Raw genomic sequence first — 25,735 nt, forward strand, 5'->3', positions numbered from 1 at the left:
GCCCCGCGGCCCCACGCCCCGTACCGCTACTGGGGCATTCCCGCCCACCGGGGGCCACCACCCCGGCACCCGTACGGCCGCGCCCCGTCCGCTCCCGGGCCGCCTCGACCAGTCCCGTCGTGGGGCCGCCCCGTCCGCTCCTGGCCGCCTCGACCAGTCCCGTCGTGGGGCCGCCCCGTCCGCTCCCGGGCCGCCCCGCCGGCCCTCACCGCACGGCCGCCCCGCGGCTCGGGGCCGGGAGGCAATAGGCTGCATGGCGTGAAGGTCCTCGTCATCGGCGGCGGCGCCCGCGAACACGCCCTGTGCCGCTCCCTGTCCCTCGACCCCGACGTCACCGCTCTGCACTGCGCGCCCGGCAACGCCGGTATCGCCGAGCTGGCCACCCTGCACTCGGTGGATGTGCTGGACGGCGCCGCGGTCGCCGCCCTCGCCGCCTCACTCGAGGCCGACCTGGTGGTCATCGGGCCGGAGGCCCCGCTCGTCGCCGGTGTCGCGGACGCCGTGCGCGGGCGCGGCATCCCGGTCTTCGGCCCGTCCGCCGAGGCCGCCACCCTGGAGGGCTCCAAGGCCTTCGCCAAGGACGTGATGGCCGCCGCCAACGTGCCCACTGCCCGCTCCTACCTGTGCACCACCCCGGCCGAGATCGACCAGGCGCTGGACGCCTTCGGCGCGCCGTACGTGGTCAAGGACGACGGTCTGGCCGCCGGCAAGGGCGTCGTGGTGACCGAGGACCTCGCTGCCGCCCGCGCCCACGCGCTGGCCTGCGTGGCGCCCGGGGGCGAGGGCGCGGCGCCGACCGGCCGGGTGGTCATCGAGGAGTTCCTGGACGGCCCCGAGGTGTCGCTGTTCGCCATCACCGACGGACAGACCGTGCTGCCGCTCCAGCCCGCGCAGGACTTCAAGCGCGCCTACGACGCCGACCAGGGTCCGAACACCGGCGGCATGGGCGCCTACTCCCCGCTGCCCTGGGCCGCGCCCCGGCTGGTGGAGGAGGTGCTGGAGACCGTCCTGCAGCCCACCGTCGACGAGCTGCGCCGCCGCGGCACCCCCTTCTCCGGGCTGCTCTTCGCCGGACTGGCGATCACCTCCCGCGGGGTGCGGGTCATCGAGTTCAACGCGCGCTTCGGCGACCCGGAGACCCAGGTGGTCCTGGCCCGGCTGAAGACCCCCCTGGCCGGGGTGCTGCTCGCCGCGGCCACCAACCGGCTGGACACCCTGCCCCCGCTGCGCTGGAGCGAGGACGCCGCGGTGACCGTCGTCATCGCCTCGCACAACTACCCGGGCACCCCGCGCACCGGCGACCCGATCGGCGGCCTGGACAAGATCGCCGCCGCGGAGGCGCCCGAGGCGTACGTCCTGCACGCCGGCACCAGGCGCGACGAGGCCACCGGCGAGGTGGTCAGCGCGGGCGGCCGGGTGCTGTCCGTCACCGCGACCGGCTCCGACCTGGCCGCCGCCCGCGACCTGGCCTACCGGGCGGTCGGGCAGATCAGCCTGGACGGCTCCCACCACCGCACCGACATCGCGGAGCGGGCCGCCTCCGCCTGACCCGTGCCACGCCCCGACCGGGGCTCGGCCTCTCGGCCGACTCCGGGCCGGGGCCGGCCGCGTGCCCCTGCCGGCACCCGGCCGTTCCAGCCGTCCATACCCTGCTCACGCCCGAGTGGGCCCAAAGGTTGCCTCGATCGGCCCAAGGCCATTCCATCGAGTGAGCCGTTTCCCAAGCTGCTGACGGGGGCCCCGGCCGCAACTATCGTGCCGCCCAGGTGCGCTGCGGCAACTGGCTCACCGGCATTGCGGTCGCGGTGCCCGGTGTGACAGTGGGGGGAGTACGAAGCAACGCCGCCGGCGTCCGCTGTTCTCTCATCGGCAGGGCAGGAGGGGGTGTCAGACTCGTGGCAGATCCAGGTCCGGAAGCAGGTGCCCTCGCGGCACACGCGCGAGCCCTCGCGGTGCTGCGCGTCCGCAGCACCGCGCTCGCCATGGCTCTTCTCCCCGCCGCCGCGGCCGTGGTGCTGCTGGTCGGCGCCGCCACCGGCCGGTTCACCGGCTCGGCGGGGTGGACCGCGGTCCGCTGGACGGTGGTCGGGGTGGCGGTGGTGGTGCTGCTGGCGGCTGCCGGGGTGGCCGCCGTGGTGGCCCGGTCCAGGCCGGCGCTCAGCCCCACCGTGCCCATCCCCGAGGAGACCGCCCCCGACCTCTACCGGCTGGTTCGCGATCTGGCCGACCGGCTCGGGGTCCCCGCCCCCTCCGCCATAGCGCTCACCCCGGACTGCGACAGCTGGCTGGAGGACCGTACGCACCGGGCGCACGGTGCGGACCGGCAGCTCCCGGCACCGGAGACCACCCCGGACGGCGCCGCGCCGGACGGCGAGCGGTCCCGGGCCCGCCGCCGGCAGTCGGCCCCGGTGCTGGTCATCGGTTCGCCGTTCCTGTGGTGGATGCGGGTCGCCGAGCTGCGGGCCCTGCTCGCCCCCGTGGTGGCCGGCACCGGGCCCTCCGCACACCCCGACATAGCCGCCGCGCGCCGCTTCGTGCGCGGCTTGGACGCGGCGGTGGCCGTCGCGGCCGACAGCACCGCCACCGCCGACCCGTCGCCGGAGCGGCCGGGGCAGCCGGAGGACGGCTTCGGGCCGACCGCTCCCGACACCGGCACCGCCGGCAGGCCGGCCGGCGGGCACCCACGGCCGGGGTTCCTCGCCCCGCTCGCGGACCGGGCGCTGCGCCGCCCCGCACTCGGCCTCGTCGGATGGGTGGCCCGGCTGCTGCTGCGCCGCTGCCGGGACCACGCCGCCGAGATGGAGCGCGCGGTCGCCGCGGCCGCCTCCGAGCGGGCCCAGACCGTCGACTACGGCCTGCGGATCGTCGCCCAGGAGCAGGTCGGCCTCGCCTACGCGGGCTGGGACCGGCTGCTCACCCGGGTCGCGCTGCCCGCCTGGCGGATGGGCCGCTGGCCCTCCCGGCTGGACGCGGGCGTGGTCTCCGCGCTGACCGAGCTGTCCCGGCGCGACCGGCTGGCCGAGGGGTTCGCCTCCCGCCTGGGCGAGCGGCCCGCCTGTGACCTGCTGGAGGAGCCGGGCCTGATCGACCAGGCCGCCTCACTGCTGGCCGCCCGGCTCTTCCACGGCGGCCCGCCCCGACCGGGCCCCGGCTGGGCGCCGGTCGGCTGGGACGAGTATCCGGACGAGGTGGTCGACCGCAAGTGGCGGCTGGAGGCCGACCGGCTGCTGCGGCTCCTCGACGATCCCTCGGGCGTCGGCCCGGCCCGGCCCACCGCCGGTCCGTCCGAGCTGCGGGTGCGCCGCGGTGGCCCACCGCCCTCGGCCGGCCGCGCCGCCGCGGTCGGCCCCGCCCTGACCCTGACCCTGGTGATCGACCGCCTCAGCCGCGCCGGGGCGCCCCCCGGCGGCCGGAGCCGCGGCGAGGAACTGGCCGCCCTGCTCACCGGCGAGCTGGCCCGTGAGGAGGCCGCCCAGCGGGTCGCCTGCCACCCCCACCCGGCCGCTGCGGCATCGGGCGGGACGCCGCCGCCCGCGGTGCCCTCCGACGGTGGCCGGGACGTCGGTCCGGAGCCCTGGACGGACGGCTTCGCCCCGCTCATCCCGCTCCAGCCACCCCGTACCGGCCGCGAGCTGCTGGCCGACCACGTCACCGCCGTGGTGTGCTGCGCCGCGCTGGACACCGTGGGGGCGCGCCCCGGCCTGGACTGGCTGGACGGCCCCGTACTGCTCGTCGACGGGCGCCGGGCGGCCGATCTGAGCATCCCCGTGCTGAGCCTGGTGGAGGACGGCGACCCGGCCCCACTGCGCGCCTGGCTGACCGAGGTCGGCGTCCGCACCGGCCAACCGGCCCGGCGAGGCTGAGCCGAACCAGGTTGTACGCCCGCAGCCCCGGCACACCCGTACCCGCCGAACCATGAGCCGCCCGCCGAACCCTCAGAGCCCCGGGTGCGCGCCCGCTTCCCGCCTGCCGAGCCCTGACCCGCGCCGGAGCACGCGCCGCCCCCTCGATTGCGCGGTGCGCCCGCTCTCCGCCTGCCGATTCCCGGGCCCCTGCCCGGGCCGGGGCCCGCATCCCGATATCCCAGCCCTCACGCCTTGGCAGCCCCACGCTCGCGAACTTCGCCGCTCCGTACGCCGAACTCCCGACCCGGCGCCGTCGCCACGCCTCCGTGCCGCGACCACGCCCCCGCGCCGCGGCCACACCCCCGTGCGCCCGGTCCGTACGCCCACGAGCGCGCTGTGCCGCGCCCCCGTGCGCCCGGTTGCGCCGTGGCGCCCACGCCCCGCGCTCCCACCTCTCCGATTCGTCTACCCGCCCCCGTCAGCACGGTCGTTGAGGGCGGCTTGAGCGGGGAGTTCGGGGGGTCATATCGGACCCGGGGAAGTTCACTCCCGCCAGTTCGCGACGAACCGTGACGGACTGGGTGCGTTATGTGATGTGCTGGTAGTCGACCGCTATCACTTGGCCTGAACAACACGGAAGGTCAAGGGCTGGCCCGCCGTCGGGGGACGCAGGGAGGGGAGCGACGTGGGGATGGAACAGATCAGGCGCTGGGAGTCGGGCGCACTCGCCCACGCGGTGAACGATCCGTTCGGGCAGGGACCGCTGCCCTGGCTGCGCGGTAGCGAGAACTACTTCGACGACACCGGCCATGTGGTGCCCTGGTACGTGGACATGGAAGCCGGCCGGGGCAGACCCGGCCCGGGCGGCGCGCACGGCTCCGGCCCGCGCACCGCCGACGATGTGCACCGGCAGATCAAGGGATTCACCTCCACGCCCTCGGTCGCCCCGGGCGAGGCCATCGACTTCCGGATCACCGTGGACCCCCCGCAGCGGTTCGGGGTGGACGTCTACCGCATCGGGCACTACGGCGGGGACGGCGCCTCGAAGATCACCAACAGCCCTCGGCTGTCCGGCATCGTCCAGCCGCCCCCGCTCACCGCCGACCGCACGGTCTCCTGCCACCACTGGTGGCTCTCCTGGCGCCTGCAGATCCCCAGCTACTGGCGGCTCGGCGCCTATGTCGCGGTGCTCACCACCGAGGACGGCTACCGCAGCCACATCCCGTTCACGGTCCGCGACAACCACCCCGCCGACCTGCTGCTGGTGCTCCCCGACGTCACCTGGCAGGCGTACAACCTCTATCCGGAGGACGGCCGTACCGGTGCCAGCCTCTACCACGCCTGGGACGCGGAGGGCCGGCTGCTCGGCGAGCGGGACGCGGCCGTCACCATCTCCTTCGACCGGCCGTACGCGGGCGCCGGCCTCCCCCTGCACGTCGGGCACGCCTATGACTTCATCCGCTGGGCCGAGCGGTACGGATACGACCTGGCCTATGCCGACACCCGCGACCTGCACGCCGGCCGGGTGGACCCCACCCGCTACCGGGGGCTGGTCTTCCCCGGGCACGACGAGTACTGGTCGGTGCCCATGCGCCGAGCCGTGGAGCGGGCCCGCGACCTGGGCACCTCGCTCGTCTTCCTGTCGGCCAACACCATGTACTGGCGGGTCGAGCTGGCGCCCTCGCCGGCCGGCCCGGACCGGCTGCTGACCTGCCGCAAGCGCCAGGGCCCCGGCCGCTCCGCGCTCTGGCGCGAGAGCTCCGCCCCGGAGCAGGAGCTGATCGGAATCCAGTACGCGGGACGGGTGCCGGAGCCGCACCCGCTGGTGGTGCGCAACGCGGACCACTGGCTGTGGGAGGCCACCGGTGCCCGGGAGGGCGACGAACTGCCCGGCATGGTGGCCGGCGAGGCCGACCGCTACTTCCCGCGCACCACCCTGCCCGAGCACACCCGGCGCATCCTGCTCGCCCATTCGCCCTACACCGACTCGGAGGGCGTGACCCGGCACCAGGAGACCTCGCTGTACCAGGCGCCCAGCGGGGCCATGGTCTTCGCGGCGGGCACCTTCGCCTGGTCACCGGCGCTGGACCGGCCGGGCCATGTGGACGAGCGCATCCAGCGCGCCACCGCGAACCTGCTGGACCGGATGTGCAAGCGGGACTGACCCGCGGGTCAGCCCCGGTAACGGGCGATCGGGGAGGTGGGGGACAATCGGGGGACTTGGTCGAACCCCCCAGGAGGATCCGTGTCCGGATTCGTAGAGAAGCCCGAACCGGTCGAGGTTCCGGGCCTAGAGCACCTGCACACCGGCAAGGTGCGCGACCTCTACCGGAACCAGAGCGGCGAGCTCGTGATGGTCGCCAGCGACCGGATGTCCGCCCACGACTGGGTGCTGCCCACCGAGATCCCGGACAAGGGGCGGGTGCTCACCCGGCTCTCCCTGTGGTGGTTCGACCAGCTCGCCGACGTGGTGCCCAGCCATGTGCTGTCCACCGAGGTCCCCGAGGGTGCCCCGGCCGACTGGGCGGGCCGCACCATGGTCTGCAAGCCGCTGCGGATGGTCCCGGTCGAGTGCGTGGCCCGCGGCTACCTCACCGGCTCCGGTCTGGTCGAGTACGAGCGGGACCGCACGGTCTGCGGCCTGGCCCTCCCGGAGGGCCTGGTGAACGGCTCCGAGCTGCCCTCCCCGATCTTCACCCCGGCGGCCAAGGCGGAGGTCGGCGAGCACGACGAGAACGTCTCCTACGAGGAGGTCGCCCGGCAGATCGGCGCCGAGACCGCCGCCCAGCTGCGGCAGCTCACCCTCGCGGTCTACGGGCGGGCCCGTGACATCGCCCGTGACCGGGGCATCATCCTCGCCGACACCAAGTTCGAGTTCGGCTTCGAGGGGGACACCCTGGTCCTCGCCGACGAGGTGCTCACCCCCGACTCCTCGCGCTTCTGGCCCGCCGACCAGTGGCAGCCGGGCCGCTCCCAGCCCTCCTATGACAAGCAGTTCGTCCGCGACTGGCTGGACTCCCCGGACTCCGGCTGGGACCGCCGCGGCGAGTTGCCGCCGCCCGAGCTCCCGGCGGAGGTCGTCGAGCAGACCCGGGCCAAGTACATCGAGGCGTACGAGCGGCTGACCGGCATCCCCTGGTCCTGACCAGCCGCCATGGACCCGGGGCCTGACCAGACCCAGGCCCCGGGTCCATGCCCGGTACCGGGTCCGCGGGCCCGGCACCCGGATCCGAGAGCCGGCAGCCGGCACCCGTGTCCGAGACCCGGCACTCGGTCGGTGCCCGCCAGGGCGCAGGGTGTGTACGCCCGCGCCCCTCACATGCCGAAGACGCCGAAGATCCTTGACCCCGAAGCTCCCGGACCACGGAGGAGCCCGAAGACGCGCAAGCCCCCGGAAACGGAGAAGACCCGGAGACGGGAAAGACCCGGAAACGCCGAAGACCCCGGTCACCGAGTGACCGGGGTCTTCGTATGTGGAGCGGACGACGAGGCTCGAACTCGCGACCTCAACCTTGGCAAGGTTGCGCTCTACCAACTGAGCTACGTCCGCATGCTCCGTGCGTTCCCGCCCGGTGCGAAGTCCACTATAGCCAACCTCGCTGCCGTCCGATGCGCGCCGCCGCATGCCGATTCTCACATCCGGCCTGCCGGGGGTCGGCGAGCCGACGTCGCGCGTGGTACGCCACCAGCCCGGTACGGGCATCCGGCTCCCGGCAGCCGCACGTCATGTCGCGCACCTCCTGCTGCGAGTCCTGGGCGATCCGCTGCACCTCCGCCATCCGCTCCACCGCCGCGGGCGAGCCCTGGTGGGCCAGCTGGACGGCCAGCTCGCAGTTGAGCGCGATCACCGCCAGCCGGCGGCCCAGCGCCTCGTGCATCTCACGCCCCAGCCGCAGTCGCTCCTCGGCCGCCGCCAGCCGCGCCCGCGCCTCCCGGGCCGCCGTCAGCTCGGCCAGGGCCCGGAGCATCCGGGCCGAGCCGCGTACCGCGCAGGCCAGCCAGCCGTTCACCGCGATCACCACCAGGAAGGCCCGGAGCCCGGCCCTCGGGCCGCCGCCGGCCAGTGCCAGACCCGCCCCGGACGTGGTGGCCACCAGAAGCTGCGCGGTGGCGGCGGTACGCGCCGAGACCGGCAGCGCGTGTGGGACGAGGAACGGGACGCCGGCCGCGGCCAGCATCACGGGCACGATCCCGCTGTGCTGGATCCCGCCGGCCCAGGACAGCGACAGCACCCAGCCGATGGTGCCCGCCAGCAGCACACCCCCGGTCACCAGCCGCCGGCGGCCGGCCGCACCGGCGCTCGGGACGACCGGCCCGGTGCCCAGGGCGGCGGAGCCGGCGCGGGGGAAGACCGGTCCGGTGCCGGGGGAGCGGCCCAGCTCGCCGCGGAGCACCGCCGTGCCGGACATGCCCTGGGCCACCGCCAGGGCGCCGATCAGCAGCAGCAGCGCCAGCGGTGCGGGGGAGTCCCGTACCGTCCCGGTGGCCAGGCAGGCCATGATCGCCAGGGGACCGGCCCAGGTCAGCAGATGCAGGGACCGGTGCGTGACGAGGTCGGCCTGCGCGAGCCTGCTGCGGTTCCGCCATCTGGGCCTGGTCACTCGGACCTCCGTCATCCAACGCCGCGGCTCCCAGCGGAACCACCGTCGTACAGCAAACACCCGTCAAACCCGTCCAGGCCACAGTCCGGATGGCCCTGGACGAACCCGGGAGACGGAGAGAAGTGACGAAACCTGAAGGAAGCTGAAGGAAACCGAAGAAGCCGAAGGAAGGTAAGCGGGAGAACGACGAAGGCCCCGATCGGATGACCGGGGCCTTCACACTGAGCGGACGACGAGATTCGAACTCGCGACCCTCACCTTGGCAAGGTGATGCTCTACCAACTGAGCCACGTCCGCATGCTCCCAACCGCCGACTCCTCGGTGAAGAGGTGCCGCCGAGCGGTGCGAACACCACTGTACCTGATCCACCGGAGTGGATCGGTAAGCGATGAGAGCGGGTGACAGGGATCGCACACTGCGCCTCCCCCTTGGAAAGGGGGCGCTCTACTACTGAGCTACACCCGCATGCTCCTCGGGGCTTTGCCTTTCGGCCTCGCCCCTCGGCGTGCTCCAGACTTTAGCGGATCACCGGGGGTGTCGCGCAACTCGGCCGAACGGGGGACCCGGATCGCGGTTCCCCGGCGTCGCGGGCCGGGCGAAGGGCGCTCTCAGCTCGCCTCGTTGAACGCCTCGTAGACCTTCTTGGGGATACGGCCGCGGGGCGGGACGTCCATCCCGTGCGAGCGCGCCCAGGCGCGCACCGCCGCCGGGTCCGGGGCCACCGCGGTGCGCCGGTAGGCCTTGCCGGAGCGGGACCGCTTGCGGCCGGCCTCCACGAAGGGGGCCAGGGCGCCGCGAAGCTTCTTCGCGTTGGCGCCGCTCAGATCGATCTCGTAGGACCGTCCGTCGAGTCCGAAGGAGACCGTTTCCTCGGCCTCTCCGCCGTCGATGTCGTCGGAGAGCGTGACCACTACGCGCTGTGCCACGGATATCGGTCCTTTCGGGCTGCATCGGTGCCGCGATGTGCACAGATGCCGGATCTGAAGGGGTACGGGTTCAATGCTTTTTCTTTTGTACAGCGACGGACATTGCATTGTGAAGCCCTGCGAATTCCGTCCGCGTGTCACGTCGCAATCGGGACCCTACGTTTTATGGGCCGCTTTCCCTAGCAGTTCTGGTCGCCGATGCTTAAACGTGACCCCGGTTTCAGTATATCTACTCGCGTAGATTTTTCCGAGGGGTACGCTACGAGTACCGCCTTACGCACCACATCACCACCGGGAGTGCCAGTGGCACGCGTCGTAGTCGACGTCATGCTCAAGCCGGAGATCCTCGACCCGCAGGGCCAGGCGGTGCAGCGCGCACTGCCCCGCCTCGGATTCGAGGGGATCTCCGATGTCCGTCAAGGCAAGCGCTTCGAACTCGAGGTGGCTGGTCCCCTCGACGAGGCCGCCCTCACCCGCATCCGAGAGATGGCGGAGACTTTCCTCGCCAACACCGTCATCGAGGACTTCACCGTGAAGGTGGAGGACGTCGACGGCGCGAAGGCGGAGTCGTGACGGCGCGCGTCGGTGTCGTCACTTTCCCCGGCACGCTGGACGACCGCGACACCCAGCGCGCGGTCCGTGTCGCGGGGATGGAAGCCGTGCCGCTGTGGCACCGTGACAAGGATCTCAAGCAGGTCGACGCGGTCGTTCTGCCCGGCGGCTTCTCCTATGGGGACTATCTGCGCGCCGGGGCGATCTCCCGCTTCTCTCCGGTGATGGAGTCCATCATTGAGCAGGCCAAGGCGGGTATGCCCGTTCTCGGCATCTGCAATGGCTTCCAGGTCCTCACCGAGACCCACCTGCTGCCGGGCGCGATGCTGCGAAACAACCATCTGCACTTCATCTGCCGTGATCAGAAGTTGCGGGTGGAAAACGCCGATACGGCGTGGACGAGTTCGTACGAATCCGGCCAGGAGATCAGCATTCCGCTGAAGAACATCGACGGCCGGTACGTGGCGGAGGAGCGCGTCCTGGACGAGCTCGAAGCCGAGGGCCGGGTCGTGGTCCGCTACATCGGCGGCGGGCTCGGCGGCTATCCGCTCGAAGAGCGCCGGAACCCCAACGGTTCGCTGCGCGACATCGCCGGAATCACCAATGCGGCGGGCAACGTCGTCGGTCTGATGCCGCACCCGGAGCACGCCGTGGAGCCGCTGGTCGGCACCGGCCGCACCGATGGCCTGGGATTCTTCACCTCGATCCTCAAGAAGCTGGTCACCGCATGAGTGACGCACACGCGGCCGTCCGGTCGCAGATGACCACGGAAAAGGACGCACCATGAGTCTGGATACGGTCAAGCACGCGGCCGAGACCCCGGACGCCGCGCAGCCGTGGGCCGAACTCGGCCTGAAGCAGGACGAGTACGAGCGGATCCGCGAGATCCTCGACCGGCGCCCCACCGGGGCCGAGCTCGCCATGTACTCCGTCATGTGGTCCGAGCACTGCTCCTACAAGAGCAGCAAGGTGCACCTGAAGCAGTTCAGCGAGAAGGCCCCGAAGAGCGAGGCGATGCTCGTCGGCATCGGGGAGAACGCGGGCGTGGTCGACGTCGGCCAGGGCTACGCGGTCACCTTCAAGGTGGAGTCGCACAACCACCCCTCGTACATCGAGCCCTACCAGGGCGCGGCCACCGGTGTCGGCGGCATCGTCCGCGACATCCTGGCGATGGGCGCGCGTCCGGTCGCCGTGGTGGACCCGCTGCGCTTCGGCGCGGCCGACCACCCCGACACCAAGCGGGTGCTGCCCGGAGTGGTCGCGGGCATCGGCGGCTACGGCAACTGCCTGGGCCTGCCCAACATCGGCGGCGAGGTCGTCTTCGACCCCTGCTACCAGGGCAACCCGCTGGTCAACGCCGGCTGCATCGGTGTGATGAAGCACGAGGACATCCACCTCGCCAAGGCCTCCGGGCCGGGCAACAAGGTCATCCTGTACGGGGCCCGTACCGGCGGCGACGGCATCGGCGGCGTCTCCGTGCTGGCCTCGGAGACCTTCGACGACAGTAAGCCGGCCAAGCGCCCGGCGGTGCAGGTCGGCGACCCGTTCCAGGAGAAGCTGCTGATCGAGTGCACCCTGGAGGTCTTCCGGGAGGACCTGGTCGCCGGCATCCAGGACCTGGGCGGCGCCGGTCTGTCCTGCGCCACCTCGGAGCTGGCCAGCGCCGGCTCCGGCGGCATGCGGATCGAGCTGGACACCGTGCCGCTGCGCGACGCCAGCCTCTCGCCCGAGGAGATCCTCATGAGCGAGTCGCAGGAGCGCATGTGCGCCATCGTGGAGCCCGGCAAGGTCGACCGCTTCCTGGAGATCTGCGAGAAGTGGGACGTCATCGCCACCGTGATCGGTGAGGTGACCGAGGGCGAGCGGCTGGAGATCTTCTGGCACGGCGAGCAGATCGTGGACGTCCCGCCGCGCTCGGTGGCGCACGAGGGCCCCACCTACCACCGGCCGTACGCCCGCCCCGACTGGCAGGACACGCTGCAGGCCGACGACGCCGGCCGGCTGCCGCGCCCGCAGACTCCCGAGGAGCTGCGCGAGCAGGTGCTCCGGCTGGTGGGCTCGCCCAACCAGGCGTCGAAGGCGTGGATCACCGACCAGTACGACCGCTTCGTGCAGGGCAACACGGTGCTGGCGCAGCCCGAGGACGCGGGCATGGTCCGGATCGACGAGGAGTCGAACCTGGGCGTGGCCATCGCCACCGACGGCAACGGCCGGTACGCCAAGCTCGACCCGTACACCGGCGCCCAGTTGGCGCTCGCCGAGGCGTACCGCAATGTCGCCGCCACCGGCGCCAAGCCGCTGGCCGTCTCCGACTGCCTGAACTTCGGCTCGCCCGAGGACCCGGCGGTGATGTGGCAGTTCGCCGAGGCCACCCGGGGGCTGGCGGACGCCTGCCGGCAGCTGGGCACCCCGGTCACCGGCGGCAACGTCTCGCTGTACAACCAGACCGGCGAGACCGCCATCCACCCGACCCCGGTGGTCGCGGTGCTCGGTGTGATCGACGACGTCACCCGGCGCACGCCGATCGCCTTCGCGGCGGAGGGCCAGCTGCTGTACCTGCTGGGCGACACCCGCGAGGAGTTCGGCGGCTCGGCCTGGTCCCAGGTCGTCCACGACCACCTCGGCGGACTGCCGCCGGCCGTGGACCTGGACCGGGAGCGGCTGCTCGGCGAGATCCTCATCTCGGCCTCCCGGGACGGGATGATCGACGCCGCGCACGACCTGTCGGACGGCGGCCTGATCCAGGCCGTGGTGGAGTCCTGCCTGCGTGGTGGGACCGGCGCGCGGCTGATCGTCCCGGACGGCCTGGACGCGTTCACCCTGCTGTTCTCCGAGTCCGCCGGCCGTGCGGTGGTCGCGGTGCCGCGCAGCGAGGAGGTCCGCTTCAACGACATGTGCGGCGCCCGCGGGCTGCCGGCCACCCGCATCGGTGTGGTCGACGGTGACGCGGTCGAGGTGCAGGGCGAGTTCAGCATCCCGCTGACCGAGCTCCGGAGCGTGTACGAGGACGCCATTCCGGCGCTGCTGGCCTGACAGCCGGCTCCTCACCAGGTGCCCCGGCGGCCGCCCGGCCCCCGGGGCACCGCCATGCGCGCCCCCGTCCCGCCGCGCCGCTCTGCTCCGGCGGAGGCGGGTGCCGGGACGCCCGGCAAGGTCAGGCGAGGCCGGTGGCCCGGCCCGTTCCCGTGCGCGTTGCTCGGGCCCCGACGTCCCGGGTTCCCGGCCAGGTGGACCGTCCAGGCCGCTCTCCCGCACGGCCCCGAGGGCAGGCTCTGGTGGTGCCCGGCGCAGTCGATGGGCGGACCGCCGGCGTCTTGGGCGATCGGCCCCCGGGGCGGCCGGGACCGGCATAGGCTCGGTGCCATGCCTCCAGCTCAGCGCAGCTCCCGGACCCGCGGGCCCCGAGCCCGCCGCTACGACCCGGACAAGACCCGCGCCGCGGTGGCGGCGCAGAGCCGGCATGTCCGGGACGCGGTGGCCGGACTGACGGCCACCCAGCTGTCCGCGCCCACCCGTCTGGTGGGGCCGTCTCCCGGTGGCGGCGCCCAGGAAGGCTGGACCGTGCGCGAGCTGGTGGCGCACATGTCGATGGCGTGGGAGAGCGTGGTCCGCGCGCTGGAGCCGCCCCCGGCGCCCGAGGCGGAGATCACCGCCACCGACTGGGTGTTCGCCACCGCCGCGCTGGCCGAGGGCATCGGGGAGGCGGCGCGGGGCATGGCGGCCGAGGAGGATCCCGCCGCGCTGGTGGAGCGAGCCGCCGAGCGGTACGCGGAGCGGGTGCCGCGGACTCCGGGCGACTGGGTGCTGCCGACCCGTATCGGGGGGATCCGGCTGGACGAGTTCCTGGTGACCCGCTGTGTGGAGCTGGTGGTGCACACGGACGACCTGGCGGCGGCCACCGGCCTGGAGATCCCCTTCGACCGGCAGGCCCTGGCCACCACGGTCCGGCTGCTGGCCGACGCGCTGGCGGTGAAGGCCCCGGGCGGCTCGGTGGAGGTCCGGGTCCCGCCGTTCGCCGTGGTCCAGTGTGTCGAGGGGCCGCGGCACACCCGGGGCACCCCGCCGAACGTGGTGGAGACCGACTCGCTGACCTGGATCCGGCTGGCCACCGGCCGTACCGGCTGGGCGGAGGCGGTGGCGGCGGCGGAGGTGAGCGCCAGCGGTGAGCGCGCCGACCTGTCCGCGCAGCTTCCGCTGCTCGGCTGAGCCCCGTTCACCCCTGAGCCGCGGTGGCGGTTCGGGGCCGCGCGCCCGGGCGCTCGGCAGGGGCGGTCAAGCCGTCCCGCGCACCGCCGCGGCCTGCACGGAGCGTGCGCGTGAGGTGGCTGAAATGCATATGCTGGCGCCCGGTGCGGGCCCGGTGTACGCCCCGAGGAGCGGTACGGAGTGTGATCCTCGCCGCAGCGACACCCCCCGCGACCGCGCCCCCGGCCTGGCTACCGGCCCAGTGGACCCGGTTCCGGGGTGTTTTGGGCGGCTGCCGAGCCGGTCCCCCGTGCTGGTGTGCTCCGGAACTGGCCTAGACTTCAAGATGTGCCACGTGGTGACGGACGACTCAGCCACGACCTGCTCCCCGGCGAGAAGGGCCCCCAGGACGCTTGCGGCGTCTTCGGGGTCTGGGCGCCGGGTGAAGAGGTCGCCAAACTCACCTATTTCGGTCTGTACGCGCTGCAGCACCGTGGACAGGAGTCCGCGGGCATCGCAGTGAGTAACGGCTCCCAAATCCTCGTCTTCAAGGACATGGGCCTGGTCTCCCAGGTCTTCGACGAAACCTCCCTCGGCTCCCTCCAGGGCCATATCGCGGTGGGTCACGCCCGCTACTCCACCACCGGTGCCTCGGTGTGGGAGAACGCGCAGCCGACCTTCCGAGCCACCGCCCACGGCTCCATCGCGCTGGGCCACAACGGCAACCTGGTCAACACCGCCGAGCTGGCCGAGATGGTCGCCGAGCTCCCCCGGGAGAACGGACGGGCCACCCAGGTCGCGGCGACCAATGACACCGACCTGGTCACCGCGCTGCTCGCCGGGCAGCTGGACGCCGACGGCAAGCCGCTGACCATCGAGGAATCGGCTGCCCAGGTCCTGCCCAAGGTCAAGGGTGCTTTCAGCCTCGTCTTCATGGACGAGCACACGCTGTACGCGGCCCGCGACCCGCAGGGCATCCGTCCGCTGGTCCTCGGCCGCCTGGAGCGCGGCTGGGTGGTGGCGTCCGAGACCGCCGCCCTGGACATCGTGGGCGCCAGCTTCATCCGCGAGGTGGAGCCGGGCGAGCTCATCGCCATCGACGAGAACGGCATGCGGGCCTCCCGCTTCGCCGAGACCCGCCGCAAGGGCTGCGTCTTCGAGTACGTGTACCTGGCCCGCCCCGACACCGACATCGCCGGGCGGAACGTTTACCTCTCCCGTGTCGAGATGGGCCGCCGGCTCGCCGCCGAGGCCCCGGCCGACGCGGACCTGGTCATAGCGACCCCGGAGTCGGGCACCCCGGCCGCGGTGGGCTACGCCGAGGCCAGCGGGATCCCGTACGGCTCCGGGCTGGTCAAGAACGCCTACGTGGGCCGGACCTTCATCCAGCCCTCGCAGACCATTCGCCAGCTGGGTATCCGGCTCAAGCTCAACCCGCTGAAGGAGGTCATCCGCGGCAAGCGGCTGGTGGTGGTGGACGACTCGATCGTCCGCGGCAACACCCAGCGCGCGCTGGTGCGGATGCTCCGCGAGGCCGGGGCCGCAGAGGTCCACATCCGGATCTCCTCCCCGCCCATCAAGTGGCCGTGCTTCTTCGGCATCGACTTCGCCACCCGCGCCGAACTGATCGCCAACGGCCTGTCGGTCGAGGAGATCGGCAAGTCGCTGGGGGCGGACTCGCTGGCGTACATCTCCCTCGACGCCATGGTCGAGGCGACCACCATCGCCAAGCCCGACCTGTGCCGCGCCTGCTTCGACGGTGAGTACCCGATGGAGCTGCCGGACCCGGAGCTGCTGGGCAAGCACCTGCTGGAGAGCGAGCTGGCCGGCGGCACCGACGCCGCGGACGCACTGCGCCGCCCGTAACGCCCCGTAACACACGACACGAAAGTTCCAGCCATGTCTGCTGAGTCCTCTGAGCGTGCCCAGCACGCGGGCAACGGTGCCAGTTACGCGAGCGCGGGCGTCGACATCGAAGCGGGAGACCGCGCCGTCGAGCTGATGAAGAAGTGGGTGAAGAAGGCCACCCGTCCGGAGGTCGTCGGCGGCCTCGGCGGCTTCGCCGGGCTCTTCGACGCCTCCGCGCTCAAGCGCTACGAGCGGCCGCTGCTCGCCTCGGCCACCGACGGCGTGGGCACCAAGGTCGACATCGCCCGCCGGATGGGCGTGTACGACACCATCGGCCACGACCTGGTCGGCATGGTCGTGGACGACCTGGTGGTCTGCGGTGCCGAGCCGCTGTTCATGACCGACTACATCTGCGTCGGCAAGGTCTACCCGGAGCGGGTCGCGGCCATCGTCAAGGGCATCGCCGAGGGCTGTGTGCTGGCCGGCTGCGCGCTGGTCGGCGGCGAGACCGCCGAGCACCCGGGGCTGCTGGGCGCGGACGAGTTCGATGTGGCCGGCGCCGGAACCGGTGTCGTCGAGGCCGATCGGGTGCTGGGCGCGGATCGCATCCGTTCGGGCGACGCGGTGATCGCCATGGCCTCCTCCGGGCTTCACTCGAACGGGTACTCCCTGGTCCGTCATGTGCTCTTCGACCGGGCCGGCTGGGCGCTGGACCGCGAGGTCCCGGAGCTGGGCCGCACCCTGGGCGAGGAGCTGCTGGAGCCCACCCGGATCTACTCGCTGGACTGCCTGGCGCTGACCCGGACCACCGAGGTGCACGGCTTCTCGCACATCACCGGCGGTGGACTGGCCAACAACCTGGCCCGGGTCATCCCGGACCACCTGCACGCCACCGTGGACCGCTCCACCTGGACCCCGGGCGCGATCTTCGACCTGGTCGGCCAGGCGGGCGCGGTGCAGCGCCACGAGCTGGAGAAGACGCTCAACATGGGCGTGGGCATGATCGCCGTGGTGCCGCAGGAGTCCGTGGACGCGGCGCTGACCACCCTCGCCGACCGCGGCGTGGACTCCTGGGTCTGCGGCGAGATCACCGAGCGCGGCGCTCACTCCGAAGCGGTGGCCCTCACCGGTGACTACGCGAGCTGAGCCGAGCAAGGGCGCCGGGGGAGTGATCACCGGCGCCCCGTGCGCCGCGGTGGTCACCCCCGCGGCGCGGACGCAGGCAGCACGAAAGCCGGTCCGGGGCCTAAGCCGCGGACCGGCTGATGTGTACGGCGTAAAGCTGGACGCCCGTTCGATGCGCGCTCAGGCGCGACGGCGGTGCGCGGACGTACCGGACGAATGCGACTCCTCGTCGTCTTCGTCCTCGTCCTCGTCGTACAGCTCGGCGTACCGTGCGTACGGGTCGTCGTCCAGCTCATCGTCCTCGAACGGCTCGCTATTCGGCGGCTGGTTCGATGTCGATGCGCCCAGCTCCTCGGCCAGGCGTGAGAGGTCAGTCCCACCGCTGTTGTACTTCAGCTGGCGGGCGACCTTCGTCTGCTTGGCCTTGGCCCGGCCGCGCCCCATGGCTCGACCCCCTCAACGACGGGGCTCGACGGCCCCAGAGTCTTGACACGCGTTCACGTTCATGAGTCGGAGCGGACTCTCCAGGGAGAGACCGTCCGTAGGGCTTCAACGGTACCTGCTTCTGTGGCCATACGGTACGTCGCCCGCATGACGTGCCACGTCACACAACCTGCGAGGTGCCCTGTCCTCGCTGGTCAGCTGCGATTTTAACGTGCCTTGAGCGGCGACCCGCCGGTAGGCCGTGAGGGATCTCTCCCTCACGGCCCGCCATGGCATGCCGTGGCCTCCGAAGAAATGGCCGAAAATACTGCTGGCGACTACTCTCCGCTGTCGCCTCGATCGGCCGATCGGGGGATGGCGCGGTCAGCGCTGCCGGGCCTCGGCCATCCGCTGCTCGGCCAGGCGGTCGGCGGCGGCGGCCGGCGGCACCCCGTCCGCCTCGGCCCGCTTGAAGATCGCCAGCGTGGTGTCGAAGATCTTGGTCGCCTTGGCCTTGGCCCGGTCGAAGTCGAAGCCGTGCATCTCGTCCGCGACCTGGATCACACCGCCCGCGTTCACCACGTAGTCCGGGGCGTAGAGGATGCCGCGGTCCGCGAGGTCCTTCTCCACCCCCGGGTGGGCGAGCTGGTTGTTGGCCGCGCCGCAGACCACCTTGGCGGTCAGCACCGGCACGGTCTCGTCGTTCAGCGCGCCGCCGAGCGCGCACGGAGCGTAGACGTCCAGGTCGGCGCGGATCAGCGCGTCGGTGTCGGCCACCACGGTGATCTGCGGGTACTTGGCCTTGATCCGGTCCACCGACTCGGCGCGCACATCGGTGACGAGCACCTCGGCGCCGTCCTCCAGCAGATGCCCGACCAGGTGGTGGCCCACCTTGCCCACACCCGCGACGCCCACTCGGCGCCCGCGCAGCGTGGGGTCACCCCAGGCGGCCTCGGCGCTGGCGCGCATGCCCTGGAAGACACCGAAGGCGGTGAGCACCGAGGAGTCGCCGGCGCCGCCGTTCTCCGGGGAGCGGCCGGTGACCCACTGGCACTCACGGGCCACCACGTCCATGTCCGCGACATAGGTGCCGACGTCGCAGGCGGTGACATAGCGCCCACCGAGCGAGGCGACGAAGCGTCCGTACGCGAGCAGCAGCTCCTCGCTCTTGATCACCTCGGGGTCGCCGATGATCACGGCCTTGCCGCCGCCGAGGTCCAGGCCGGCCAGGGCGTTCTTGTACGACATCCCGCGGGCGAGGTTGAGGGCGTCCCGGACGGCCTCCTCCTCGGAGGCGTACGCGTGGAAGCGGGTGCCGCCCAGGGCAGGGCCGAGCGCGGTGGAGTGGATGGCGATGACGGCCTTCAGGCCGCTCTCCCGGTCCTGGCAGAGCACGACCTGCTCGTGGCCGCCCTGGTCGGAGCGGAACAGGGTGTGCAGCACGCCGTCGGCATCGCTGGTGGGACGTACGTCAGTCACGGTGGTGACTCCCATAAGTCGCGGAGGACGCCCTCCTGGGGTGGGGGAGGGCCGGTCGCCAAGAGCGTAAGCCCTTGCGGCCGCGGAATGGGCCCTCTGGTTGACCTTGCCGCACCCGTAGCGTCCGCGGTTCCGTCGCCGCGCGGGCGTGGGACGATTCGAGCATCAGGGAGAGGCAACTACCGGCACTCGAATCGGCCTTGAGGAGCGTGCGTGACCTTGGCGTCTTCGGTGACAGTCCCGTACGCGGCGTATCTGCGGGTCTACGAGCCACTGGCTGCCTTCCCCGAGCCGGAACGCACCCACTGGGCCCGCTACGCGCGGCGGGACCGGCTGCCCGGCGCGCAGGACGAGCTGCGCCGCTCGCTGGCCGACCTGCTGCCGGTGCCCCCGGTCCCGGTGCCGGTGCACGAGAGCCGGGACGCCTTTGTCGCGGTGGTGGACGGCGTGGTCTGCGTCTGCCCCTGGCGCACGCGCTTGCGCGGCTGGCTGGCGCTGGAGGAGCTGTCCGAGCGCTTCCCGGCCCCGCTGCTGGACGCGGTGCTGCCGCCGGTGGTGCGCCGGCAGGCGGTCGCGGACTACGAGCGCTGGCTGGAGCGGAACCCGGACGCCCGACCCTGGATCAAGTCGGCCACCTGGCACGTGCCGGTGCGCTGGTTCGTGCTCTTCGCGGACGAGGAGCGCGAGTTCACCAACGGGGCCGAAGAGGTCGTCCTGCGCTACCGGACGCCGATGGTGGAGGCGCGGCGGCGGGTGGCGCGTGGCCTGAAGGTGCTGCGCGAGGCGCTCGGCGAGGGACCGCTCATCGACGGCCTGGTAGATGTTGGCCGTTGGCTGGAGGAGTTCCATCCGCGTTCGCTGGTCGAACTGGACTACGGCGGACTGGTGCACACCCTGCCCGTCGAGGACCTCGACGGGGACCGTTCGGCCGCGGATGTGGCCGAGGGGCTCGCCGCCCTCCGGGAGGGTGACGCCGATCGGGCCGGGACCGTCTACGAGCGGCTGACGGAGCGGTGGAGCGCGGTACGCGGGCGGCAGAGCGCGAGTTAGGGGCGTGTCCCGCGAAGGGTGCGCGCCGGAGCGGGACGTAGGTCCCGATCCGGGCTATTGCGGCAACCGTGATGTAACCCACTTACTTCCGGTCTTGCGGCTTTACCCTGTCCTCGTGTCAAAATAGGACAAGGAGTCCAAGGGGGCCTCCTTCCGTCCAAGTATGGGCGGAATCCTCGGTATTGCACTCCTTGGTGGGGGCTGGTGACGGCTGGTCCGGGTGTGACTGATCGTTACGGTTGGGTGACTGTCCGCTATGGCACGGTCCATCGGCTTCCGTCGAGGTTGAACACCTGAGAGCGCAATTCCATCGGTTTGGCCGACGGGGCTGGACGGATGGTGTAGTTGTAGTGCCGAGGACAAGCCGTTCGTCCTATAACCGACTCGGCCCGCGTCTGCCATTTCGGGCAACGCGGGTCAAGGTGCAGAATTTAGAGGAAAGAACCGTGATGGTTCGGTTCTCCCGAGGAGGCCGCTCATGACCGCTCGCACCCCTGATGCCGAGCCGCTGCTGACCCCGGCTGAGGTTGCCACGATGTTCCGCGTGGACCCCAAGACGGTCACGCGCTGGGCCAAGGCAGGCAAGCTCACGTCCATCCGCACGCTCGGTGGGCACCGGCGCTACCGCGAAGCGGAGGTCCGCGCACTCCTGGCGGGCATCCCGCAGCAGCGCAGCGAGGCCTGAACAACCGCATGACCGGGCATTTTCCGGGCCCCCCAGCCCGGTAGCCGCCCGACCGCAGCACCCCACGACAGGTGCCTGCCCCAACAGGCCCGCCGCCCGCACATCATGGGTGAGTCGTTGATCGCGCTGGACTCCGCCGGGTCCAGCGCGATTTTTTTCGCCGTCTTCCGGCGGCCGGGAAGCATCCCGGGATCTGCTCCGGAACGCCCCCGCACGGGTGAATTCGGCACCCGCCAGGGCCCCTTCGGGGTGCGCCCGGGTGGGTCGGTCCCGGCCGTGCGCCGGCCAGGGGGAGCCCTTCCGTAATGGCTTCGAAGCACCCCGTACAACCCGTGCAATTGCACATATTAAATTGACTCGCTGTAGGAGGGGGGTAAACCCCCCCACTTGGGAAAGCTGTTCGGTGACACCCGTCACATCGCATGCTGCTTGTCATCAAGCGCATACCTACGGTAAAGGGAATCGATGTCATCGGCACCGGGCGGACTCTCCCGCGGCCGGCCCGTCGAGAGCGCCGGCGCCCTCGCCGACTCCCGCGCTCCCAGCGTCCTGGGAGCCCTTGGCGGCCGGTTCCATCGCGAGCCGCAGCAGCCGGCGGCAGACCGGGCAGTACCGCGTCGAATGGCGGTAGCCCGCCGCGGCCGACAGATGGGCGCGCAGCAGCGCCCGGATCTCATGTCTCGCGGTCGTCGTCATGTGCCGCACCTCCCGCGCCCCCACAGCACTTCCTGAAGGGGTACCGCTGGTACGTGCCCCAGTCAAGAGACACAAAGGCCCGGATCCTTGTGCGGATCCGGGCCTTCGATCTGCGGTCCTGACGGGATTTGAACCCGCGGCCTCCACCTTGACAGGGTGGCGAGCACTCCAAACTGCTCCACAGGACCTTGCTTCGCTTCGCACTCCGTGCGCTGCGAAACCAGACTCTACAGCAGGTCAGGGGGTGCGGTCGAACTCGCGCCCGGCGGGCCACCCGGACCCCGCCCCGACCCGGTCCGCCAAGCGCCTCCGGACGGGCCCGGCGCCCTCTTCAGGCCAAGGCCGCCACCCCTTCGGGCGGGCGCCCACCAGGGGCAGGGCCCACCCGCCAGGGCCCTCGGCTCAGGGCGCCACCGCGTCGATCGCCTTCACGATGCGCTTGTCGGAGACGGGGTAGGCGGTGCCCAGCGCGTGCGCGAAGTAGCTGACCCGCAGCTCCTCGATCATCCAGCGGATGTCCCGGGCCTCCGGGGGCACCGGGCGCCCCGCAGGGAACTGCTCCAGCAGCCAGGCGTACTCGTCCTGCATCTCCCGCACCTTGGCCATCCGGGTGCGGTCCCGCTCGGCGTTGGTCGGCAACTGCTGCAGCCGGCGGTCCGCGGCCACCAGATAGCGCATCAGGTCCGGCAGCCGGCGTACCCCGTGGGCGGTCACGAAGCCGGGCTTCACCAGCTCCGCCAGCTGTTCCCGGATGTCCGTCAGGGACGGCAGCAGCACCGGGCTGGTGGTGGCCTTCAGCCGGCGCTCACAGGACTGCCAGGCGGTCAGCACCTCCTGCACCCGGCGCACGGTGTCCAGCGTGGCGTCGGTGATGTCGGCCCGTACCGCGTCGAAGAGCTTGCGGAACGCCTCCTCGTCCCAGGACGGGCCGCCGCGCAGGGCGATCAGCCGGTCCGCGGAGGCCGCCACGCAGTCCTCGAAGAGCGCCTGGACGCTCCCGTGGGGGCTGCGTGCCAGCGCCAGCTTCGCGCTGTTGGACAGCTTGTCCTGGGCGAACTTGGCCGGGTTGGAGGGCAGGTTGAGCAGGATCAGCCGGCGCACCCCGCGCCACATGGCCTGCCGCTGCTCGGCCTCCGTGTCGAAGAGCCGCACCGCCACCGAGGAGCCCTCGTCCACCAGCGCCGGGTACGCCTTGATCGGCTGGCCGGCCCGCCGGGTCTCGAAGACGCGCGGCAGCGTGCCCACGCTCCAGCCGGTCAGCCCGCTGCGCTGCTCGATCCCGGCGCCCTCCCCGGACGTCTCGAAGGCCTTGGAGATGGCGTCCCGGGTCTTCGGCTTCAGCCGCAGCCGCAGCGCCTCCAGGTCCTTGTCCTCGGCCAGCTTGCGGCGCCGCTCGTCGACCACCCGGAAAGTGATCTTCAGATGATCCGGGACCTTCGCCAGGTCCCAGTCGTCCGCCTCGATCGGTACACCCACCATCCGGTGCAGCTCACGGCCGAGTGCGGCGGTGAGCGGCTCCTGGAGGGGCACGGTGCCGTCCAGGAAGCGCCGGGCGTAGTTGGGGGCCGGTACGTAGTGCCGGCGCACCGGCTTGGGCAGCGAGCGGATGAGCTCGGTCACCAGCTCCTCGCGCAGCCCCGGGATCTGCCAGTCGAAGCCCTCGGCGGAGACCTGGTTGAGCACCTGGAGCGGGATGTGGACCGTCACCCCGTCGGCGTCGGTGCCCGGTTCGAACTGGTAGGTCACCCGGAACTTCAGCCGGCCCTGCCGCCAGGAGTCCGGATAGGCGTCCTTGGTGACGCCCTCCGCGCGCTCGTTGATGAGCATCGACTTCTCGAAGTTGAGCAGCTCGGGCTCTTCCCGCCGCTTGTGCTTCCACCAGGAGTCGAAGTGCGCCCCGGAGACCACGTGCTCGGGGATGCGCTGGTCGTAGAAGTCGAACAGGGTCTCGTCGTCCACCAGGATGTCCCGGCGGCGGGCCCGGTGCTCCAGCTCCTCGACCTCGCCGAGCAGCTTGCGGTTGTCGTGGAAGAACTGGTGGTGGGTGCGCCAGTCGCCCTCCACCAGGGCGTTCCGGATGAACAGGTCGCGGCTGGTCTCCGGGTCGATCCGCCCGTAGTTCACCTTCCGCTGGGCGACGATCGGCACGCCGTAGAGCGTGACCCGCTCGTACGCCATCACCGCGGCCTGCTTCTGCTCCCAGTGCGGCTCGCTGTAGGTGCGCTTCACCAGGTGCTGGGCCAGCGGCTCGATCCACTCCGGCTCGATCCGCGCGTTCACCCGCGCCCACAGCCGCGAGGTCTCCACCAGTTCGGCGGACATGATCCAGCGCGGTGGCTTCTTGAACAGCGCCGAGCCGGGGAACACCGCGAACTTGGCGCTGCGGGCGCCCAGGTACTCGTTCTTGGCGGTCTCCTTGCCGCCCTCCGCCACGGTGTTCTTCAGGCCCACGTGCGACAGCAGCCCGGACAGCAGCGCGGTGTGGATGTGATCGGGCGCCGCGTCCTGGTCGGACAGGTGGATGCCCATCGTCTTCGCGACCGTGCGCAGCTGGCTGTAGATGTCCTGCCACTCGCGTATCCGCAGGTAGTTCAGGTACTCACTGCGGCACATCCGGCGGAACGCGGAGGAGGACAGCGCTTTCTGCTGCTCGCGGACGTACCGCCACAGGTTGAGGAAGGAGAGGAAGTCGCTGGTCTCGTCGCGGAACCTGGCGTGCTGCTGGTCGGCCTGCTGCTGCTTGTCGGAGGGGCGCTCCCGCGGGTCCTGGATGGACAGCGCGGCGGCGATCACCATCACCTCGCGCACACAGCCGGTCCGGTCGGCCTCCAGCACCATCCGGGCCAGCCGCGGGTCCACCGGGAGCTGGGAGAGCTTCCGGCCGGTGGGCGTCAGCCGCTTCTTCGGGTCCTTCTGCTTGCCGTCCAGCGCGCCCAGCTCCTCCAGGAGCTGCACACCGTCCTTGATGTTGCGGCGGTCCGGCGGGTCGATGAACGGGAACCGCTCGATGTCGCCCAGCCCCGCCGCCGTCATCTGGAGGATCACCGAGGCCAGGTTGGTACGGAGGATCTCCGCGTCGGTGAACTCCGGCCGGGACAGGAAGTCGTCCTCGGAGTACAGCCGGACGCAGATGCCGTCACTGGTACGGCCGCAGCGGCCCTTGCGCTGGTTGGCGCTGGCCTGGCTGATCGGCTCGATCGGCAGCCGCTGCACCTTGGTGCGGTGGCTGTAGCGCGAGATACGGGCCATCCCGGTGTCGATCACGTACCGGATGCCCGGGACGGTCAGCGAGGTCTCCGCGACGTTGGTCGCCAGCACGATGCGGCGGCCGGTGTGGCGCTGGAAGACCCGGTGCTGCTCGGCGTGCGAGAGCCGGGCGTACAGCGGCAGCACCTCGGTGTTCCGCAGCTGCTGCTTGCCCAGCGCGTCCGCGGTGTCCCGGATCTCCCGCTCGCCGGAGAGGAAGACCAGGATGTCGCCCGGGCCCTCGGCCTGGAGCTCGTCGACGGCGTCGCAGATGGCGGTGATCTGATCGCGGTCGGCGTCCTCGCCGCCCTCTTCCAGCAGCGGCCGGTAGCGCACCTCGACCGGGTAGGTGCGGCCCGAGACCTCGACGATCGGCGCGTCCCCGAAGTGCCGGGAGAACCGCTCCGGGTCGATGGTGGCTGAGGTGATGACGACCTTCAGGTCGGGGCGCCGGGGCAGCAGCTGCGCCAGGTAGCCCAGGATGAAGTCGATGTTGAGGCTGCGCTCGTGCGCCTCGTCGATGATGATCGTGTCGTACTGGCGCAGCTCGCGGTCGGTCTGGATCTCCGCGAGCAGGATGCCGTCGGTCATCAGCTTGACGTGGGTGTCCTGGCTCACCTGGTCGGTGAACCGGATCTTCCAGCCGACCGACTCGCCCAGCGGGGTGCGCAGCTCCTCGGCCACCCGCTCGGCCACCGTGCGGGCGGCGATCCGGCGCGGCTGGGTGTGGCCGATCAGCCCGCGCACCCCCCGCCCCAGCTCCAGGCAGATCTTGGGGATCTGGGTGGTCTTGCCGGACCCGGTCTCACCGGCGACGATCACCACCTGGTGGTCCCGGATCGCCGCGAGGATCTCGTCCTTCTTCTGGCTGACCGGCAGCGACTCGGGGTAGCTGACCTCGGGCACCGCCGCGCGGCGGCTCGCCACGCGCACTTCGGCCTGGTCGACATCGGCCGCGATCTCGGCGAGCACCGCCGTACGGGCCTCGGGCTTGCGGATCCGCCGCGCGCCGTCGAGCCGGCGCCCCAGCCGCTGCTGGTCGCGCAGCATCAGCTCGGGAAGTCGCTCCAGCAG

General features: G+C 71.8%; 18 protein-coding genes and 4 tRNA genes. 12 read left to right on the forward strand and 10 right to left on the reverse strand.

The window, feature by feature from the left end:
• The first annotated feature begins 258 nt into the window (after positions 1 to 258).
• The 4 genes from purD to E4099_RS09420 all read left to right on the forward strand — a co-directional run bounded on the left by purD (position 259) and on the right by E4099_RS09420 (position 6,990).
• Complete coding sequence (gene purD, locus E4099_RS09405; protein ID WP_135338514.1) at positions 259 to 1,548, forward strand: phosphoribosylamine--glycine ligase; 1,290 nt, start codon at positions 259 to 261, stop codon at positions 1,546 to 1,548.
• A 347-nt stretch (positions 1,549 to 1,895) separates the two neighbouring features.
• Positions 1,896 to 3,863 (forward strand): hypothetical protein, encoded by a 1,968-nt coding sequence (locus tag E4099_RS09410; RefSeq protein WP_135338515.1) that lies wholly within the window; start codon positions 1,896 to 1,898, stop codon positions 3,861 to 3,863.
• Between the two features lie 667 nt (positions 3,864 to 4,530).
• The gene (locus tag E4099_RS09415; protein WP_135338516.1) at positions 4,531 to 6,009 is read left to right on the forward strand and encodes a N,N-dimethylformamidase beta subunit family domain-containing protein; all 1,479 of its coding nucleotides are present in this window, start codon (positions 4,531 to 4,533) and stop codon (positions 6,007 to 6,009) included.
• 81 nt (positions 6,010 to 6,090) lie between these two features.
• Positions 6,091 to 6,990, forward strand: a complete 900-nt coding sequence (locus E4099_RS09420; RefSeq protein WP_135338517.1) for a phosphoribosylaminoimidazolesuccinocarboxamide synthase — start codon at positions 6,091 to 6,093, stop codon at positions 6,988 to 6,990.
• Between the two features lie 329 nt (positions 6,991 to 7,319).
• Here the strand turns inward: E4099_RS09420 and E4099_RS09425 are convergent.
• The 5 genes from E4099_RS09425 to E4099_RS09445 form a co-directional block, all read right to left on the reverse strand.
• Positions 7,320 to 7,395: transfer RNA gene (locus E4099_RS09425), tRNA-Gly, on the reverse strand.
• 34 nt (positions 7,396 to 7,429) lie between these two features.
• Positions 7,430 to 8,446, reverse strand: a complete 1,017-nt coding sequence (locus tag E4099_RS09430) for a histidine kinase dimerization/phosphoacceptor domain-containing protein (protein WP_167828329.1) — start codon at positions 8,444 to 8,446, stop codon at positions 7,430 to 7,432.
• 224 nt (positions 8,447 to 8,670) lie between these two features.
• Positions 8,671 to 8,743 (reverse strand) — tRNA-Gly (locus E4099_RS09435).
• A 96-nt stretch (positions 8,744 to 8,839) separates the two neighbouring features.
• Positions 8,840 to 8,911: transfer RNA gene (locus tag E4099_RS09440), tRNA-Gly, on the reverse strand.
• A 143-nt stretch (positions 8,912 to 9,054) separates the two neighbouring features.
• Positions 9,055 to 9,372, reverse strand: coding sequence for a histone-like nucleoid-structuring protein Lsr2 (locus tag E4099_RS09445; protein WP_135338519.1), 318 nt, complete (start codon positions 9,370 to 9,372; stop codon positions 9,055 to 9,057).
• A 297-nt stretch (positions 9,373 to 9,669) separates the two neighbouring features.
• Between E4099_RS09445 and purS the strand changes: the two genes are divergently transcribed.
• The 6 genes from purS (at position 9,670) to purM (ending at position 17,103) form a co-directional block, all read left to right on the forward strand.
• Entirely contained in the window at positions 9,670 to 9,945 is a 276-nt protein-coding gene (purS, locus tag E4099_RS09450; protein WP_135338520.1) for a phosphoribosylformylglycinamidine synthase subunit PurS, read from the forward strand.
• Positions 9,942 to 10,655 (forward strand): phosphoribosylformylglycinamidine synthase subunit PurQ, encoded by a 714-nt coding sequence (purQ, locus tag E4099_RS09455; protein ID WP_135338521.1) that lies wholly within the window; start codon positions 9,942 to 9,944, stop codon positions 10,653 to 10,655. The genes purS and purQ overlap by 4 nt, the downstream gene beginning before the upstream one ends.
• A gap of 52 nt (positions 10,656 to 10,707) precedes the next feature.
• Positions 10,708 to 12,957: a phosphoribosylformylglycinamidine synthase subunit PurL gene (gene purL, locus E4099_RS09460; protein WP_135338522.1), complete on the forward strand. Its 2,250-nt coding sequence runs from the start codon at positions 10,708 to 10,710 to the stop codon at positions 12,955 to 12,957.
• Positions 12,958 to 13,287: 330 nt separating this feature from the next.
• A complete protein-coding gene (locus E4099_RS09465) occupies positions 13,288 to 14,130 on the forward strand; it encodes a maleylpyruvate isomerase family mycothiol-dependent enzyme (protein ID WP_135338523.1) in 843 nt (280 codons plus the stop codon).
• A 327-nt stretch (positions 14,131 to 14,457) separates the two neighbouring features.
• Positions 14,458 to 15,975, forward strand: coding sequence for an amidophosphoribosyltransferase (gene purF, locus E4099_RS09470; RefSeq protein WP_135338524.1), 1,518 nt, complete (start codon positions 14,458 to 14,460; stop codon positions 15,973 to 15,975).
• 33 nt (positions 15,976 to 16,008) lie between these two features.
• Entirely contained in the window at positions 16,009 to 17,103 is a 1,095-nt protein-coding gene (purM, locus tag E4099_RS09475; protein WP_135338525.1) for a phosphoribosylformylglycinamidine cyclo-ligase, read from the forward strand.
• Positions 17,104 to 17,262: 159 nt separating this feature from the next.
• On the opposite strand, the gene E4099_RS09480 is transcribed toward purM, so the two are convergent.
• The gene (locus E4099_RS09480) at positions 17,263 to 17,526 is read right to left on the reverse strand and encodes a DUF3073 domain-containing protein (RefSeq protein WP_135338526.1); all 264 of its coding nucleotides are present in this window, start codon (positions 17,524 to 17,526) and stop codon (positions 17,263 to 17,265) included.
• Between the two features lie 363 nt (positions 17,527 to 17,889).
• Positions 17,890 to 18,999: a Leu/Phe/Val dehydrogenase gene (locus E4099_RS09485; protein ID WP_135338527.1), complete on the reverse strand. Its 1,110-nt coding sequence runs from the start codon at positions 18,997 to 18,999 to the stop codon at positions 17,890 to 17,892.
• Between the two features lie 198 nt (positions 19,000 to 19,197).
• On the opposite strand from E4099_RS09485, the gene E4099_RS09490 reads away from it, so the two are divergent.
• Together E4099_RS09490 and bldC are read left to right on the forward strand one after the other, a co-directional pair.
• On the forward strand, positions 19,198 to 20,034 hold the full coding sequence (locus E4099_RS09490) for a DUF8083 family protein (protein WP_135338528.1): 837 nt from the start codon (positions 19,198 to 19,200) through the stop codon (positions 20,032 to 20,034).
• 478 nt (positions 20,035 to 20,512) lie between these two features.
• The gene (bldC, locus tag E4099_RS09495) at positions 20,513 to 20,719 is read left to right on the forward strand and encodes a developmental transcriptional regulator BldC (protein WP_003949541.1); all 207 of its coding nucleotides are present in this window, start codon (positions 20,513 to 20,515) and stop codon (positions 20,717 to 20,719) included.
• A gap of 468 nt (positions 20,720 to 21,187) precedes the next feature.
• Here the strand turns inward: bldC and E4099_RS09500 are convergent, their stop codons facing one another.
• The 3 genes from E4099_RS09500 to hrpA all read right to left on the reverse strand — a co-directional run.
• Positions 21,188 to 21,415 carry a DUF6274 family protein gene (locus E4099_RS09500; protein ID WP_135338529.1) on the reverse strand — a complete coding sequence of 76 codons (228 nt, stop codon included), beginning with the start codon at positions 21,413 to 21,415 and terminating at the stop codon, positions 21,188 to 21,190.
• 113 nt (positions 21,416 to 21,528) lie between these two features.
• Positions 21,529 to 21,603 (reverse strand) — tRNA-Asp (locus E4099_RS09505).
• A gap of 214 nt (positions 21,604 to 21,817) precedes the next feature.
• Positions 21,818 to 25,735 (reverse strand): ATP-dependent RNA helicase HrpA (hrpA, locus tag E4099_RS09510; protein ID WP_245244715.1); only part of this gene is annotated, 3,918 nt, incomplete at its 5' end.

It is taken from the genome of Streptomyces palmae, assembly GCF_004684805.1.
Classification (GTDB): domain Bacteria; phylum Actinomycetota; class Actinomycetes; order Streptomycetales; family Streptomycetaceae; genus Streptomyces; species Streptomyces palmae.